This window comes from Pseudomonas ceruminis (assembly GCF_021602025.1).
GTDB classification, from domain to species: domain Bacteria; phylum Pseudomonadota; class Gammaproteobacteria; order Pseudomonadales; family Pseudomonadaceae; genus Aquipseudomonas; species Aquipseudomonas ceruminis.
In genome coordinates, this window is record NZ_BQHW01000019.1 from 114,372 (window position 1) to 129,509 (window position 15,138).

The 15,138-nt window shown below is 57.6% G+C and carries 12 protein-coding genes; 5 read left to right on the plus strand and 7 right to left on the minus strand.

Annotated elements, in window-relative coordinates; genetic code table 11:
* Positions 1–17: 17 nt before the first annotated feature.
* The 7 genes from rsmG to rpmH form a co-directional block, all read right to left on the minus strand.
* Positions 18–668, minus strand: coding sequence for a 16S rRNA (guanine(527)-N(7))-methyltransferase RsmG (gene rsmG / locus L6D80_RS20825; RefSeq protein ID WP_054901220.1), 651 nt, complete (start codon positions 666–668; stop codon positions 18–20).
* A complete protein-coding gene (mnmG, locus tag L6D80_RS20830) occupies positions 665–2,557 on the minus strand; it encodes a tRNA uridine-5-carboxymethylaminomethyl(34) synthesis enzyme MnmG (protein ID WP_176515772.1) in 1,893 nt (630 codons plus the stop codon). Before mnmG ends, rsmG begins: the two co-directional genes overlap by 4 nt.
* A 484-nt stretch (positions 2,558–3,041) precedes the next feature.
* Entirely contained in the window at positions 3,042–4,412 is a 1,371-nt protein-coding gene (mnmE, locus tag L6D80_RS20835; RefSeq protein ID WP_176515770.1) for a tRNA uridine-5-carboxymethylaminomethyl(34) synthesis GTPase MnmE, read from the minus strand.
* Positions 4,413–4,497: 85 nt separating this feature from the next.
* Positions 4,498–6,180 carry a membrane protein insertase YidC gene (gene yidC, locus L6D80_RS20840; RefSeq protein WP_176515768.1) on the minus strand — a complete coding sequence of 561 codons (1,683 nt, stop codon included), beginning with the start codon at positions 6,178–6,180 and terminating at the stop codon, positions 4,498–4,500.
* A gap of 2 nt (positions 6,181–6,182) precedes the next feature.
* Positions 6,183–6,428: a membrane protein insertion efficiency factor YidD gene (gene yidD, locus L6D80_RS20845; RefSeq protein ID WP_082422780.1), complete on the minus strand. Its 246-nt coding sequence runs from the start codon at positions 6,426–6,428 to the stop codon at positions 6,183–6,185.
* Positions 6,421–6,825: a ribonuclease P protein component gene (gene rnpA, locus L6D80_RS20850; RefSeq protein ID WP_082422779.1), complete on the minus strand. Its 405-nt coding sequence runs from the start codon at positions 6,823–6,825 to the stop codon at positions 6,421–6,423. Before rnpA ends, yidD begins: the two co-directional genes overlap by 8 nt.
* 13 nt (positions 6,826–6,838) lie before the next feature.
* Entirely contained in the window at positions 6,839–6,973 is a 135-nt protein-coding gene (gene rpmH, locus L6D80_RS20855; RefSeq protein ID WP_003253163.1) for a 50S ribosomal protein L34, read from the minus strand.
* A gap of 584 nt (positions 6,974–7,557) precedes the next feature.
* Here rpmH and dnaA point away from each other — a divergent pair.
* The 5 genes from dnaA to L6D80_RS20880 all read left to right on the plus strand — a co-directional run bounded on the left by dnaA (position 7,558) and on the right by L6D80_RS20880 (position 15,082).
* Positions 7,558–9,093, plus strand: coding sequence for a chromosomal replication initiator protein DnaA (dnaA, locus tag L6D80_RS20860; protein ID WP_176515766.1), 1,536 nt, complete (start codon positions 7,558–7,560; stop codon positions 9,091–9,093).
* 40 nt (positions 9,094–9,133) lie between these two features.
* Positions 9,134–10,237, plus strand: coding sequence for a DNA polymerase III subunit beta (dnaN, locus tag L6D80_RS20865; RefSeq protein WP_054901214.1), 1,104 nt, complete (start codon positions 9,134–9,136; stop codon positions 10,235–10,237).
* A gap of 15 nt (positions 10,238–10,252) precedes the next feature.
* The gene (gene recF / locus L6D80_RS20870; RefSeq protein ID WP_176515764.1) at positions 10,253–11,356 is read left to right on the plus strand and encodes a DNA replication/repair protein RecF; all 1,104 of its coding nucleotides are present in this window, start codon (positions 10,253–10,255) and stop codon (positions 11,354–11,356) included.
* 4 nt (positions 11,357–11,360) lie between these two features.
* Positions 11,361–13,781 carry a DNA topoisomerase (ATP-hydrolyzing) subunit B gene (gene gyrB / locus L6D80_RS20875; RefSeq protein ID WP_176515762.1) on the plus strand — a complete coding sequence of 807 codons (2,421 nt, stop codon included), beginning with the start codon at positions 11,361–11,363 and terminating at the stop codon, positions 13,779–13,781.
* A gap of 836 nt (positions 13,782–14,617) precedes the next feature.
* Complete coding sequence (locus L6D80_RS20880) at positions 14,618–15,082, plus strand: TnsA endonuclease N-terminal domain-containing protein (protein ID WP_236183063.1); 465 nt, start codon at positions 14,618–14,620, stop codon at positions 15,080–15,082.
* Positions 15,083–15,138: the final 56 nt, after the last annotated feature.

Below are 15,138 nucleotides of genomic sequence, written 5' to 3' on the forward strand. Positions count from 1 at the left end.
GTTGCGTGTGTTCCCAGTCATGCCTTGCGGCGCAGTATCAGCAGATGGCGCTGGCCCTGGCAACCTGGAACGGTCAGGGCCTGCTCGCTTTCCACTGTGAAGTCTGCGGGCAATGCTACCAGTTCATCGGCAGGATGCAGCCCCTTCATTGCAAGCCATTGCGTCCCGGTGTCGCCCAAGTGGCGTGTCCAGTTGGTGAAGTTCTCCATGCTGCTGAACGCACGGGAGATGATGCCGCTGAACGGCTGCGCGGGCTGGAAGGCCTCGACCCGGCTGTGGATAACCGTGAGATTGTCCAGTTTCAGCTCCATTTTCACCTGGGTCAGAAAACGCGTTTTCTTGCCATTGGCGTCCAGCACCGTCACTTGCTTGTGCGGATGCAGGATAGCCAACGGGATACCTGGCATGCCACCGCCGCTGCCAACATCCAGCCAAGTGTCCCGATCGCTGTGGATAAACGGCATGACACTGAGGCTGTCGAGCAAGTGCCGAGAAACCATTTCGTCAGGATCACGCACAGCGGTGAGGTTGTAGGCTTTGTTCCACTTGATCAACAAGGCGAGGTAGCCAAGCAGACGTTCATGTTGTTCGGCGCTCAGCTCGACATCGAGCTGGCGCGCGCCTGTGGACAACTCTTCAGCGTGTTGCGGGGTGACCAGGGAACTCAAGCGCTTTGCTCCAATTCGCGGCCAGCGCCGCGTTTTTTCAGATGAATCAGCAACAGGGAAATCGCCGCCGGCGTAACGCCAGGGATGCGCGACGCCTGGCCCAGGGTTTCCGGGCGGGTCTGGCCGAGCTTGCCCTGGATCTCTTTGGACAAGCCGGAGATCGTGCTGTAGTCGATATCCACAGGCAGGCGAGTATCTTCGCTGGCGCGCAGACGGGCGATCTCATCCTGCTGGCGATCGATGTAGCCGGCGTACTTGGTCTTGATCTCGACCTGCTCGGCAACCTGTGGATCGATCACGTCACCGCCAGTCGCTTCGATCAGCCCGGCATAATCGATCTCTGGACGGGCCAGGAGGTTGAGGAGACTGTATTCGTGGCTCAGTGGCGTACCGAACTTATCCACAACGGCTTGGCCCAGCGGCGTATTCGGGCGGATCCAGGTCGACTTCAGGCGCTGTTCCTCACGCTCAATACCCTCGCGTTTGGCACAGAAGGCCGCCCAGCGGTCGTCGTCGATCAGGCCCAGTTCGCGGCCTTTCTCGGTCAGACGCAGATCGGCGTTGTCTTCACGCAGGATCAGGCGGTACTCGGCACGTGACGTAAACATGCGGTACGGCTCCTGGGTGCCCAGGGTAATCAGGTCGTCGACCAAGACGCCGATGTACGCCTCGTCGCGGCGCGGGCACCAGCTTTCGCGGCCCTGCGCACGCAGCGCAGCGTTGGTCCCGGCCAGCAGCCCCTGGGCGCCGGCCTCTTCGTAACCGGTGGTGCCGTTGATCTGGCCAGCGAAGAACAGGCCGCCGATGACTTTGGTCTCGAGGCTGTACTTGAGGTCGCGCGGGTCGAAGTAGTCGTATTCGATAGCGTAACCCGGGCGAACGATGTGGGCGTTTTCCATGCCGCGGATCGAACGGACCAGTTCCAGCTGCACGTCGAACGGCAGCGAAGTGGAAATACCGTTGGGGTACAGCTCATGGGTGGTCAGGCCTTCCGGCTCGATGAACACCTGGTGGCTTTCCTTGTCGGCGAAGCGATGGATCTTGTCTTCGATCGAGGGGCAGTACCGCGGGCCAATACCTTCGATGACACCCGAGTACATCGGCGAGCGGTCGAGATTCGAGGCAATGATCTCGTGGGTTCGCGCATTGGTGTGGGTAATCCAGCAGCTGACCTGACGCGGGTGCATCTGTGCATTGCCCATGAACGACATCACCGGGATCGGTGTATCGCCTGGCTGCTCGGTCATGACAGAGAAGTCCACCGACCGGCCATCGATGCGCGGCGGAGTGCCTGTCTTCAGGCGGCCGACCCGCAGCGGCAGTTCCCGCATGCGGTGAGCCAGGGCAATCGAGGGCGGATCGCCGGCACGTCCGCCGGAGTGGTTCTGTAGGCCAATGTGGATAAGCCCGCCGAGGAAGGTACCAGTCGTCAGTACGACCGATTCGGCGAAGAAACGCAGGCCCATTTGCGTGACCACGCCCTTGACCTGGTCCTGTTCGACGATCAGGTCGTCGCAGGACTGCTGGAATATCCACAGGTTCGGCTGGTTTTCCAGGATTTCACGCACTACGGCCTTGTAGATGGCGCGGTCCGCCTGTGCACGGGTGGCTCGAACGGCCGGGCCCTTGCGGTTATTCAGAACGCGGAACTGGATGCCGCTCTTGTCGGTGGCCAGCGCCATAGCGCCGCCGAGGGCATCGATCTCTTTGACCAGATGACTTTTGCCAATACCGCCGATGGCGGGGTTGCAGCTCATGTGACCGAGGGTTTCCACGTTATGGGTCAGCAGCAGGGTTTTTACACCCATGCGTGCAGACGCAAGCGCAGCCTCGGTACCGGCATGGCCGCCGCCGATGACGATCACTTCAAAACGGGAAGGGAAATCCACCACGCACCTCGTGCCTGTTTTTGCGAATAGAGAAGGTAAGCGGACAAGTATAGGGACTTCACCCGCTCTAAAGAAACCTTTTGGGCAAATTTTGACCAGGCTGTGGATGAGTGGCAGACAACAGAAATCAAAGAGAAGAAATTTAAAAAAGCTTTGTTTTTATGTTTATTCTTATGCACACGCCTATCTGTGGATAACGTTCTGTAACCCTTCTGTGGCGCTGTGTAGAGAAAAATTAAACCCTGTGGTTGGAGTACCCTGAGGGCTCTGGATAAGCGCATTTAACCTGTGGATTAAATAGCTACTTACCCACAGGCGGGTTTGTCCTCAGAAAAAAACCCTGGTTATCAACCTAGCTGAAGTTGAGTTTTCCACAGACCTTAACGGGGCTTTTCCGTGACTGTGGATAGAAAATCAGGCAAAAAAAAGCCGCTCCCCGGAGGAAGCGGCTGTGTTCGACAGGCCGTCTGGACGGCTTGCGAGGCTATTTGCCGATACAGAAACTAGAGAAGATTCGCCCCAACAGGTCATCCGAACTGAAGGCGCCGGTGATTTCACCCAGGGCTTGCTGCGCCTGGCGCAGATCTTCAGCCAGCAGTTCCCCAGCCCCGGCCTGGGTTAGCTGGGCCCGCCCGTGCTCCAGGTGCGTACTGGCCTGCTGCAACGCATCCAGGTGGCGCCTGCGTGCGCTGAAACCGCTCTCTGCGGTCTGTTCATAACCCATGCAGGCCTTCAGATGATCGCGCAACAGTTGCAGGCCCTGATCTTCGCCCTTGGCGCTGAGCGTGATCGTCACATGGCCGTCATCGCACTGCTCCAGCCCCATCGTTTCGCCGCTGAGGTCAGCTTTGTTACGGATCAGCGTGACCTTCCCAGGGGCCGGCCGCTGGTCGAGAAATTCTGGCCACAACGCGAACGGGTCTCCGGCTTCGGGCGCGGTGGAATCCACCACCAGCAATACGCGATCTGCTTCGCCAATAGCCTTGAGCGCACGCTCCACACCGATCTTTTCCACATGGTCATCGGTATCGCGCAGGCCAGCCGTGTCGACCACGTGCAACGGCATGCCATCGATGTGGATATGTTCGCGCAGGATATCCCGCGTGGTGCCGGCGATGTCGGTGACGATCGCCGCCTCGCGGCCTGCCAGTTTGTTCAACAGGCTCGACTTGCCCGCGTTCGGCCTGCCAGCGATCACCACTGTCATACCGTCGCGCAGCAATGCACCCTGCCCGGCTTCGCGCTGCACATTAGCCAGCTCGGAACGGACGGTATCGAGCATCGACAAGACATGGCCATCGGCGAGGAAGTCGATTTCCTCCTCCGGGAAGTCGATCGCCGCCTCGACGAAGATGCGCAGGGCGATCAACGCTTCGGTAAGGAAATGCACACGTTTGGAAAACTCACCCTGCAGCGAGCGCAGGGCATTGCGCGCCGCTTGGCTGGAGCTCGCCTCGATCAAGTCGGCGATGGCTTCAGCCTGGGCCAGGTCGAGCTTGTCGTTGAGAAACGCACGCTCGCTGAACTCGCCAGGACGGGCCAGGCGGCATCCCACTTGTACACAGCGCTGCAGCAGCATGTCCAGGACCACAGGGCCGCCGTGCCCTTGCAGCTCGAGCACATCCTCTCCCGTGAATGAATTCGGCCCAGGGAAGAACAATGCGATGCCTTCATCCAGTACCAGCCCTTCCTGGTCGCGGAACGGGCCGTAGTGGGCGTGGCGCGGAGTAAGCGTGCGGCCAGTGATGAGCTTGCCAGCCTCTGCCGCCAACGGGCCAGACAGCCTGACGATACCGACGCCACCACGGCCTTGGGCCGTGGCGATGGCGGCGATGGTTTCACGCACAGTGTTCATGCTCGAAGCCTCTAGAACTGATACGACAGATAGCAAAAACGCCCCCGAGGGGGCGTTTTTATTCACAGGCTAGCTGATTAGCCTGTCAAGCAGCTGCTTTTTTGGTCGCTGCTTCGATACGGCGGGTGATGTACCACTGCTGCGAAATCGACAGGCAGTTGTTCACAACCCAGTACAGCACCAAGCCAGCCGGGAACCACAGGAAGAAGAAGGTGAAGATGATTGGCATCATTTTCATCACCTTGGCCTGCATCGGATCCGGCGGCGTCGGGTTCAGGCGCTGCTGGATGAACATGGTAGCGCCCATGATGATCGGCAGGATGAAGAACGGATCCTTGATCGACAGGTCGGTAATCCACAGCATCCATGGGGCCTGGCGCATTTCCACGCTTTCCAGCAGCACCCAGTACAGGGCCAGGAATACCGGCATCTGCACCAGGATCGGCAAGCAGCCGCCCAGTGGGTTGATCTTCTCTTTCTTGTACAGCTCCATCATCGCCTGGGACATCTTCTGGCGATCGTCACCGAAGCGTTCCTTCAGCGCGGCGAGCTTCGGTGCGACGGCACGCATGCGCGCCATCGAGCGGTAGCTGGCAGCCGACAGCGGGAAGAACAGCCCCTTGATGAGCATGGTCAGCACGATGATCGACCAGCCCCAGTTACCTAGCAGGCTGTGGATATGTTGCAGCAGCCAGAAGATCGGCTGGGCGATGAACCACAGGAAGCCGTAGTCGACGGTCAGTTCCAGGCCTGGGGACAACTCCTTGAGCTTGGACTGAATCTTCGGGCCGGCGTACAGCATGGCGCTGGTTTCGACCTTGCCGCCTGCAGGTACGCTGATGGCCGGACCGGTATAGCCGATGATGTAGTTGCCCTGGCTGTCCTTGCGGGTCTGGACAACGTTGTTGTCCGACTTGGCTGGAATCCAGGCAGTAACGAAGTAGTGCTGCAGCCAGGCGACCCAGCCGCCAGACACATTTTCTTTCAAACTACCTTTGTCGATGTCCTTCATCGACACTTTCTTGTACGGCTCGCCCGCTGTCCACAGGGCCGCGCCCAGGTAGGTGGCAGTGCCGGTAGCCGTGCTCGAAGAAGGATCACCACTGGCATCACGCTTGAGCTGGGCAAACATGTTGCCGGTCCAGGCCTGGCTGCTCTGGTTGTCGATCAGGTAGCTGACAGTCAGGTCGTACTCACCGCGCTTGAAGCTGAAGCGCTTGATGTAGTTGACACCGTTGTCACTGAACTTGAGGTCGACAACCAGTTGCTCCTGGCCGTCGGCCAGTTGGTAGCTTTTCTGTTCAGCGGCGTACAGCGGACGACCGGTGGAGCGGGCATCCGGGCCATTGGCGCCGGTCAGGCCGCTTTGTGCGAGGTAGACGCGCTCGCCACCGTTGTCGAACAGCTGGAACGGAATGTCCGGATGATCCTGGCGACGTGGGTACTTCGGCAGGTTCAGCTGGACGATGTCACCACCGACTGGATCGATAGCCAGTTCCAGGACATCGGTCTTGACCCGGATCAGATCCTTGCTGAGTGCTACGGGTGCCAGTTCGGCAGGGCTCGAATCAGCGTTGGCGCTAGGGACATCGGCGCTCGCGCCGTTGTTAGCGGCCGGTACGCCATCGGGCAAGCCCGGAGCAACAGTGCTGGCAGCAGTATTCTGAGTCGGCAGGGCAGCCTGGCCGTAGTCATCGTTCCACTTCAGGACCATGACGTAGGACACGATTGCCAGGGCGGCGATCAGGATCGTGCGTTTAATATCCATGATTACTCGGCTATCGAAGAAGTTCGGGAGGAAGGCGCGGGGGGAACAGGATCGAAACCGCCGTCGTTCCACGGATGACAACGCCCCAGGCGACGAACGGTTAGCCACCCGCCACGCAGAAGGCCATGGGTTTCAATGGCTTCGTAGGCGTAACAGGAGCAACTGGGGTAGAAACGACAGTGGCTGGCCATCAGAGGACTGATGGCGTAACGGTAAAACTGGATCGGAACGAGGGCCAGTTTACGCATTTTGACTGTCTACCCCTGCGGAATCGGCGTTTGCTGCGGGAGAAGGCCGGCTGCGCGCCAGGCGTTTCCAGAGCTTGCCAAAATGTTGGTGCAATTCCGGGTTTTCTATCTCACCCAATCCCTTGCGCGCGACGATCACTATGTCCAAGCCAGCGAGCAGGTGCTGGTTCAGGCGGAAGGAATCGCGCATCAAGCGCTTGAGGCGATTGCGTTGAACGGCGAGCTTGACGCTCTTCTTGCCGATCACCAAGCCGAGACGTGGATGATCGAGACCGTTCTCGCGAGCAAGGATCAGCAGGTTTTTCCCTGGAACCTTGCCGGTTGGGGAGTCGAAGACCGCTTTGAAATGCCGGGGTGTAAGCAGTCGCTTTTCCCGACTGAAGTCCTGACTCACCACCTGTGCCGAAAAATCAAATGGCCAGACGCTTACGGCCTTTGGCACGACGACGCGACAGAACAGCACGGCCGTTCTTGGTAGCCATACGGGCACGGAAGCCGTGGGTGCGAGCGCGCTTGATGGTGCTTGGTTGGAAAGTACGTTTCATGGCGTGTTACCTGGGTTTGTCGACAACGGGCCGGAATGGCCCCCTTTTTAAGAGATCGGCGATTCTAGAGAAAGCAAGCCAATAGGTCAATTTCCAACCAGCCATTCCTTATGGAAGGTCGTCGAAGGGGTCCTTCAGGTTGGTGCTTGATCGAGCAGACAAACGGACGACAAAATGAAAAAAAAGAAGAGACATATAAAAAGCTTTTCTGAAGAACTTATAAATCTTAAGTGGATAAGTATCTGTGGATAACCATCTACAGCCCTTTATCCGTAAGGTGTACAGCGTTCCAAAACCTTGTCCACAACAGGTGCTGTGCTTGTGCTGCGCTTGAACACAACCTGTGGATGAATAGGGCGATTATCCACAGGTGAGTTATCAACAGGGCTGACCCCAGGGTTGTGCATAGCCCTCACGTGCGCTTATCCACAGACCTTATGCACAGTGCTTGGGCGCCGTTTTGGTCGCTAAATGGCTGTTTTGGCATGGGTCAGAATGTTTCCACATGTGGATAACTGATCGTTCCACCGGTACAATGGCGGTTTGTTTTTGCCTCATCCGGCTTTCAAACTCAGGGGATATCCGTGTCAGTGGAACTTTGGCAGCAGTGCGTGGAGCTTCTGCGCGATGAACTGCCTGCCCAGCAATTCAACACCTGGATCCGTCCGCTACAGGTCGAAGCCGAAGGCGACGAGTTGCGCGTCTATGCGCCTAACCGTTTCGTTCTTGATTGGGTGAATGAAAAGTACCTTGGCCGCCTGCTCGAGCTGTTGGGCGAGCAAGGCAATGGCATCGCACCTGCCCTTTCCTTATTAATAGGCAGCCGCCGCAGCTCTGCTCCGCGGGCAGCGCCCAACGCCCCAGTCAGCGCAGCCATGGCTGCTTCCCTGGCCCAGAACCCGTCGCAGCAGCCAGCTGCGCCCTCTGTCGCGGCAGCCGAACCGGCCGCTGCGGCGGTAACCGAGCCAGTGCTGGTCAATGACATCGGTGAAACCTCGTCGCGCGAGAGCTTCGATGCGATGGCTGATACCGCTTCGGTACCTGCTGCGAGCGGCCGTACCGAACAGCGCACTGTCCAGGTAGAGGGAGCGCTCAAGCACACCAGTTACCTGAACCGTACATTCACCTTCGAAACCTTTGTCGAAGGTAAGTCCAACCAGCTGGCTCGAGCTGCGGCCTGGCAGGTCGCCGACAACCCCAAGCATGGCTACAACCCACTCTTCCTTTATGGCGGCGTGGGTTTGGGCAAGACGCACTTGATGCACGCTGTGGGTAACCACCTGCTCAAGAAAAACCCGAATGCCAAGGTGGTCTACCTGCATTCCGAGCGTTTTGTCGCCGACATGGTTAAGGCGCTTCAGCTGAACGCGATCAACGAGTTCAAGCGTTTCTACCGCTCGGTCGACGCGCTGCTGATCGACGACATCCAGTTCTTTGCCCGCAAGGAGCGTTCGCAGGAGGAGTTTTTCCACACCTTCAACGCCTTGCTCGAAGGTGGCCAGCAGGTAATTCTTACCAGTGACCGCTACCCGAAAGAGATTGAGGGCCTCGAGGAGCGGCTGAAGTCGCGCTTCGGCTGGGGTTTGACGGTGGCCGTGGAGCCGCCCGAGCTGGAAACCCGCGTGGCGATCCTGATGAAAAAAGCCGACCAGGCCAAGGTCGAGCTGCCGCACGATGCGGCGTTTTTCATCGCCCAGCGCATTCGTTCCAACGTACGTGAACTGGAAGGCGCTCTGAAGCGGGTGATTGCACACTCGCACTTCATGGGGCGTGACATCACTATCGAGCTGATTCGCGAATCGCTCAAGGATCTGCTGGCGCTGCAGGACAAGTTGGTGAGTGTGGATAACATCCAGCGCACCGTGGCCGAGTACTACAAGATCAAGATCGCCGATCTGTTGTCCAAACGCCGCTCGCGTTCTGTTGCACGCCCGCGTCAGGTGGCCATGGCGTTGTCCAAGGAGTTGACCAACCATAGTCTGCCGGAAATCGGCGACATGTTTGGTGGCCGTGACCACACCACCGTGCTGCACGCCTGCCGCAAGATCAATGAACTGAAGGAATCCGACGCGGACATCCGCGAGGACTACAAGAACCTGCTGCGTACGCTGACGACCTGATGGCCGGCGGCGCAGCTATTTAAAGGCAAGGGACTAGACCATGCATTTCACCATTCAACGCGAAGCCCTGTTGAAACCCCTGCAACTGGTCGCCGGTGTCGTCGAGCGCCGTCAGACCTTGCCGGTCCTGTCCAACGTGCTGCTGGTCGTGCAAGGCCAGCAGTTGTCGTTGACCGGTACCGACCTGGAAGTCGAACTGGTAGGCCGCGTACAACTGGAAGAGCCAGCCGAGCCTGGCGAAATCACCGTGCCGGCGCGCAAGCTAATGGATATCTGCAAAAGCCTGCCAAACGACGTCCTGATCGATATCAAGGTCGATGAGCAGAAGCTGTTGGTCAAGGCCGGTCGTAGCCGTTTCACCTTGTCGACCCTGCCAGCCAATGACTTCCCGACGGTGGAAGAAGGCCCAGGCTCGCTGACCTGCAACTTGGAGCAGAGCAAACTGCGCCGCCTGATCGAGCGCACCAGCTTTGCGATGGCCCAGCAGGATGTCCGTTACTACCTCAACGGCATGTTGCTGGAGGTGTCGCGCAACACCCTGCGTGCTGTGTCCACCGACGGTCACCGGCTGGCGCTGTGCTCGATGACCGCACCTATCGAGCAGGATGAGCGTCATCAGGTCATCGTGCCTCGTAAAGGCATTCTGGAACTTGCGCGCCTGCTTACCGACCCAGAGGGTATGGTCAGTATCGTATTGGGTCAGCACCACATCCGTGCGACCACCGGCGAGTTCACCTTCACGTCGAAGCTGGTCGATGGCAAGTTCCCGGACTACGAGCGCGTACTGCCTAAGGGTGGCGACAAGCTGGTAATCGGTGACCGTCAGGCGTTGCGCGAGGCTTTCAGCCGTACCGCGATTCTTTCCAACGAAAAGTATCGTGGTATTCGCCTGCAGTTGGCCGCTGGCCAGTTGAAAATTCAGGCCAACAACCCCGAGCAGGAAGAAGCGGAAGAAGAGATCAGCGTGGACTACGACGGTAGCTCGCTGGAGATAGGCTTCAACGTGAGTTACCTGCTGGACGTCTTGGGCGTGATGACGACAGAACAGGTTCGTCTCATCCTGTCGGACTCCAACAGCAGCGCCCTGCTGCAGGAAGCCGGCAATGACGACTCGTCCTACGTTGTCATGCCGATGCGTCTGTAAACCGTAGCAGGCCCAATGTCCCTTCGACGTATCATGGTCACCGCGGTGCGCAACCTGCACCCGGTGACCCTCTCGCCCTCCCCCCGCATTAACATCCTTTACGGCGCTAACGGCAGTGGCAAGACCAGTGTGCTTGAAGCTGTGCACCTGCTCGGGCTAGCGCGGTCGTTTCGCAGTACCCGCTTGAACCCGGTTATCCAATACGAGCAAGCAGCCTGCACCGTGTTTGGTGAAGTGCAGTTGGCCGAAGGCGGAACCAGTAACCTGGGTGTCTCGCGTGAGCGGGCGGGCGATTTTACTATCCGCATTGACGGGCAGAATGCCAAGAGCGCCGCTCAATTGGCTGAGCTGCTACCGTTGCAGCTGATCAACCCCGACAGTTTCAGGCTGCTGGAAGGTGCGCCGAAGATACGCCGGCAGTTTTTGGATTGGGGAGTGTTCCACGTGGAACCCCGCTTCATGCCTGCGTGGCAAAGGCTGCAGAAGGCGTTGCGGCAGCGGAACTCATGGTTGCGTCATGGTACACTTGACCCAGCTTCGCAAGCCGCCTGGGACCGGGAATTATGCCTGGCCAGCGCGGAAATAGATGAATACCGTCGCAACTACATCAAGGCCTTGAAGCCCGTCTTCGAGCAAACCCTGAGCGAACTGGTCGAGCTGGACGGGTTGACCCTTAGCTACTACCGAGGCTGGGACAAGGACCGGGAACTCAACGAAGTACTCGCCTCCTCTCTCCTTCGCGATCAGCAGATGGGCCATACCCAAGCCGGTCCACAGCGTGCTGATCTACGTCTGCGTCTGGCTGCCAATAATGCAGCCGACATTTTGTCACGTGGCCAGCAGAAGCTAGTGGTTTGCGCATTGCGCATTGCCCAGGGCCACCTCGTGAGCCAGGCTCGACGCGGCCATTGTATTTATCTCGTTGATGACTTGCCGTCCGAGCTGGATGACCAGCATCGCCGCGCACTGTGCCGCTTGCTTGAAGAATTACGCTGCCAGGTGTTCATCACCTGTGTAGATCACGAATTACTGAGGGAAGGCTGGCAGACGGAAACGCCAGTTGCTTTGTTCCACGTGGAACAAGGCCGTATCACCCAGACCCACGACCATCGGGAGTGAAGGCATGAGCGAAAATCAAACGTACGACTCTTCAAGCATCAAGGTGCTGAAAGGTTTGGATGCCGTGCGCAAGCGTCCCGGCATGTACATTGGCGACACCGATGACGGTAGCGGCCTGCACCACATGGTCTTCGAAGTGGTCGACAACTCGATCGACGAAGCCCTCGCCGGGCACTGCGACGACATCACGGTCATCATTCACCCGGACGAATCCATCAGTGTGCGCGACAACGGTCGCGGCATTCCGGTTGACGTTCATAAGGAAGAAGGGGTTTCTGCTGCCGAGGTCATCATGACCGTGCTGCACGCCGGCGGTAAGTTTGACGACAACTCCTATAAGGTTTCCGGCGGTCTGCACGGTGTAGGTGTTTCGGTTGTAAACGCCCTTTCCGAAAAGCTGGTACTCACCGTTCGCCGTAGCGGCAAGATCTGGGAGCAGACTTACGTTCATGGTGTTCCACAGGCGCCGATGGCCATTGTGGGTGACAGCGAAACGACCGGTACCCACATTCACTTCAAACCTTCGGCTGAGACCTTCAAGAATATCCACTTCAGCTGGGACATCCTGGCCAAGCGGATTCGTGAACTGTCGTTCCTGAACTCGGGCGTTGGCATCCTGCTGAAGGATGAGCGCTCGGGCAAGGAAGAGTTCTTTAAATATGAAGGTGGCCTGCGTGCATTCGTTGAATACCTGAACACCAACAAGACTCCGGTCAACTCCCAGGTGTTCCACTTCAACGTTCAGCGTGACGATGGCGTGGGTGTTGAAGTCGCCCTGCAGTGGAACGACAGCTTCAACGAAAACCTGCTGTGCTTCACCAACAACATTCCACAGCGCGACGGTGGTACCCACCTTGTCGGCTTCCGCTCTTCCCTGACCCGTAGCCTCAACAACTACATCGAGCAGGAAGGCTTGGCCAAGAAGAACAAGGTCGCCACCACTGGCGATGACGCTCGCGAAGGCCTGACCGCAATTATTTCGGTGAAGGTGCCAGACCCGAAATTCAGCTCCCAGACCAAAGACAAGTTGGTTTCCTCGGAGGTGAAAACCGCCGTGGAACAGGAGATGAACAAGTACTTCGCTGACTTCCTGTTGGAAAACCCCAACGAAGCCAAGGCCGTTGTCGGCAAGATGATCGATGCCGCCCGTGCCCGCGAAGCGGCGCGCAAGGCCCGTGAAATGACCCGCCGCAAAGGTGCGCTGGATATCGCTGGCCTGCCGGGCAAACTGGCTGACTGCCAGGAGAAGGACCCTGCCCTCTCCGAACTGTACCTGGTGGAGGGTGACTCCGCAGGTGGCTCGGCCAAGCAAGGCCGCAACCGTCGCACCCAGGCGATCCTGCCGCTGAAGGGTAAGATTCTCAACGTCGAGAAGGCACGCTTCGACAAGATGATCTCGTCCCAAGAAGTGGGCACGCTGATCACCGCTCTTGGGTGTGGTATCGGCCGCGAAGAGTACAACATCGACAAGCTGCGTTATCACAACATCATCATCATGACCGATGCTGACGTTGACGGTTCGCACATCCGTACCCTGCTGCTGACCTTCTTCTTCCGTCAGTTGCCCGAGCTGGTCGAGCGCGGCTACATCTACATCGCCCAGCCACCGCTGTACAAGGTGAAGAAAGGCAAGCAGGAGCAGTACATCAAGGACGACGAGGCCATGGAAGAATACATGACCCAATCGGCCCTCGAAGATGCCAGCCTGCACTTGGACGAATCGGCCCCAGCCGTTTCCGGCGTACAACTGGAGGCCCTGGTCAACGAATTCCGCAGCGTGATGAAGACTCTCAAACGTCTGTCGCGTCTGTACCCGGAAGAGCTGACCGAGCACTTCATCTACCTGCCGGAAGTTACCTTGGAGCAACTGGGTGATCACGCTGTCATGCAAGGCTGGTTGGCCAAGCTGCAGGAACGCCTGAACAACAGCCAGAAGTCAGGCCTGGTTTACAAAGCCAGCCTGCGCGAAGACAAAGAGCGTAATGTCTGGCTGCCGGAAGTGGAAATCACCTCCCACGGCCTGGCCAGCTACATCACCTTCAACCGCGACTTCTTCGGCAGCAACGATTACCGCACCGTGGTCAACATCGGCACCAAGCTGTCCAGCCTGTTGGGTGAAGGTGCATACGTTCAACGCGGTGAGCGTCGCAAGGCGATCGTTGAGTTCAAGGAAGGCCTGGACTGGCTAATGAACGAAACCACCAAGCGTCACACCATCCAGCGATACAAAGGGCTGGGTGAGATGAACCCGGATCAGCTGTGGGAAACCACCATGGATCCGACCGTGCGCCGCATGCTGAAGGTCACCATCGAAGACGCGATCGCTGCCGATCAGATCTTCAATACCTTGATGGGCGATGCAGTTGAGCCGCGCCGCGACTTCATTGAAAGCAACGCGCTGTCGGTGTCGAACCTGGACTTCTGATCAGGTGTAGGTTCACAGAAAAGCTGCACGCTTTCACAAATAGATGACCGGCCGGGCTTCAACCATGGCCCCTGTCGGTCACCATCAAGCCCGCCTTCGCGGGCTTTTTTTTGCCTGGAATTCCTGCCGGGGCGCCCTACTCCGCTCATTGGAAAATGATGCAGATGGGGGGATTTGAGGAAGTGATTTGATGGGGCGCTGGAAGTGCTGAGAGGGTCGGCGGGCGGATCTGAGCAGCAGAGAGATTGAGAGGACTTTAAAACTAATATTTGAACACCTTAATAGTTAATTAAGCGTACGTGTTAAGTATTAATTTGAACAATTTAGTATGGAAATGGAATTTGGTGGAAGTTGCCATTTTGGATTTTTTGTAGATTTCGAAGGGATGTTGGAATAAGATCTATGACCAACTTTTCCGCTTTGCACTGAAGATTTTCAGCCAAATCAGCTGTTTGAAGCGAGAGCTTCAGACCTGATCCAAATTGCTCCAGCGATCACGAAGTGGCCGTTTAGAAATAAAGAGAGCAAGCCGATTGCTTTAGATTCTGATCAGTCATGAGAGTCATGACCAATGAGAGAAAAGGAGACCTGAAAATGTAGAAAAACGCGATCAATCCCGAGAGGACTGACCGCGCTTAGCGAAGCAGACTTGCGTCCTCAGAACCCGCAATGTCTGCTTTTTCGAAGCGACTGTCAATCCTCTCCCATTTTTTCGACCTTAGCGAGGTTACTCGACGGCACAGTGTTGCCTGTCGAAAGGCCTCACTTCGCCCGCCCTGCGCCTTGATTTTTTGGCGCAGCGTCGGCGCTCGTTTCGAGATTTTCGGAGGTGTTTCATGACAGTACGAAAGGTGGTCACGCGGCGGTCCAACCATTACCGCGGCTACTTCCCATCGCTCAAAAATAAAAAGCCTGTGCCCTGGGAGTCCCAGCTCGAAGGCGCTCTTTTTCGGCTTCTTGAGCTGTCTCCTGCGGTCATCGGCTACGTCCCGCAGCCCAGTGAGGAACGTGTTCCATCGCTCCAGGGCTACTTCAAATATTACCCAGACGTACAGGTTTTCCTCGCGGATGGGCGCGAGTGGTGGTTTGAAGTGAAGCCTCACGACCGACTGAAGATTGCCAGCGTCAGGCAGCGACTGGATGCCGCTGAGCGCTACTTCAACGCCACTGCCCGTAACTTTTCGGTGATCACTGAAAAGTTAATTGAAGCTGAACCCCTGGCTACCAATCGTAACCGTCCGGCCATGTCATCTACCCAGCCCCGCAAAGCCAAGACATCGAGTGCACTCAAATTTAAGTGAGCACCAGATCTAGCCTTTAAACGGGTATTTCATGCAGCCAACACTCGGTTCCTATT

Excerpts from the sequence above, each read along its gene's own strand:
- mnmE (WP_176515770.1), bottom strand. The coding sequence starts at position 4,412 with ATGAACACTGTGCGTGAAACCATCGCCGCCATCGCCACGGCCCAAGGC.
- yidC (WP_176515768.1), bottom strand. The coding sequence starts at position 6,180 with ATGGATATTAAACGCACGATCCTGATCGCCGCCCTGGCAATCGTGTCC.
- yidD (WP_082422780.1), bottom strand. The coding sequence starts at position 6,428 with ATGCGTAAACTGGCCCTCGTTCCGATCCAGTTTTACCGTTACGCCATC.
- rpmH (WP_003253163.1), bottom strand. The coding sequence starts at position 6,973 with ATGAAACGTACTTTCCAACCAAGCACCATCAAGCGCGCTCGCACCCAC.
- dnaN (WP_054901214.1), top strand. The coding sequence starts at position 9,134 with ATGCATTTCACCATTCAACGCGAAGCCCTGTTGAAACCCCTGCAACTG.
- recF (WP_176515764.1), top strand. The coding sequence starts at position 10,253 with ATGTCCCTTCGACGTATCATGGTCACCGCGGTGCGCAACCTGCACCCG.
- gyrB (WP_176515762.1), top strand. The coding sequence starts at position 11,361 with ATGAGCGAAAATCAAACGTACGACTCTTCAAGCATCAAGGTGCTGAAA.
- L6D80_RS20880 (WP_236183063.1), top strand. The coding sequence starts at position 14,618 with ATGACAGTACGAAAGGTGGTCACGCGGCGGTCCAACCATTACCGCGGC.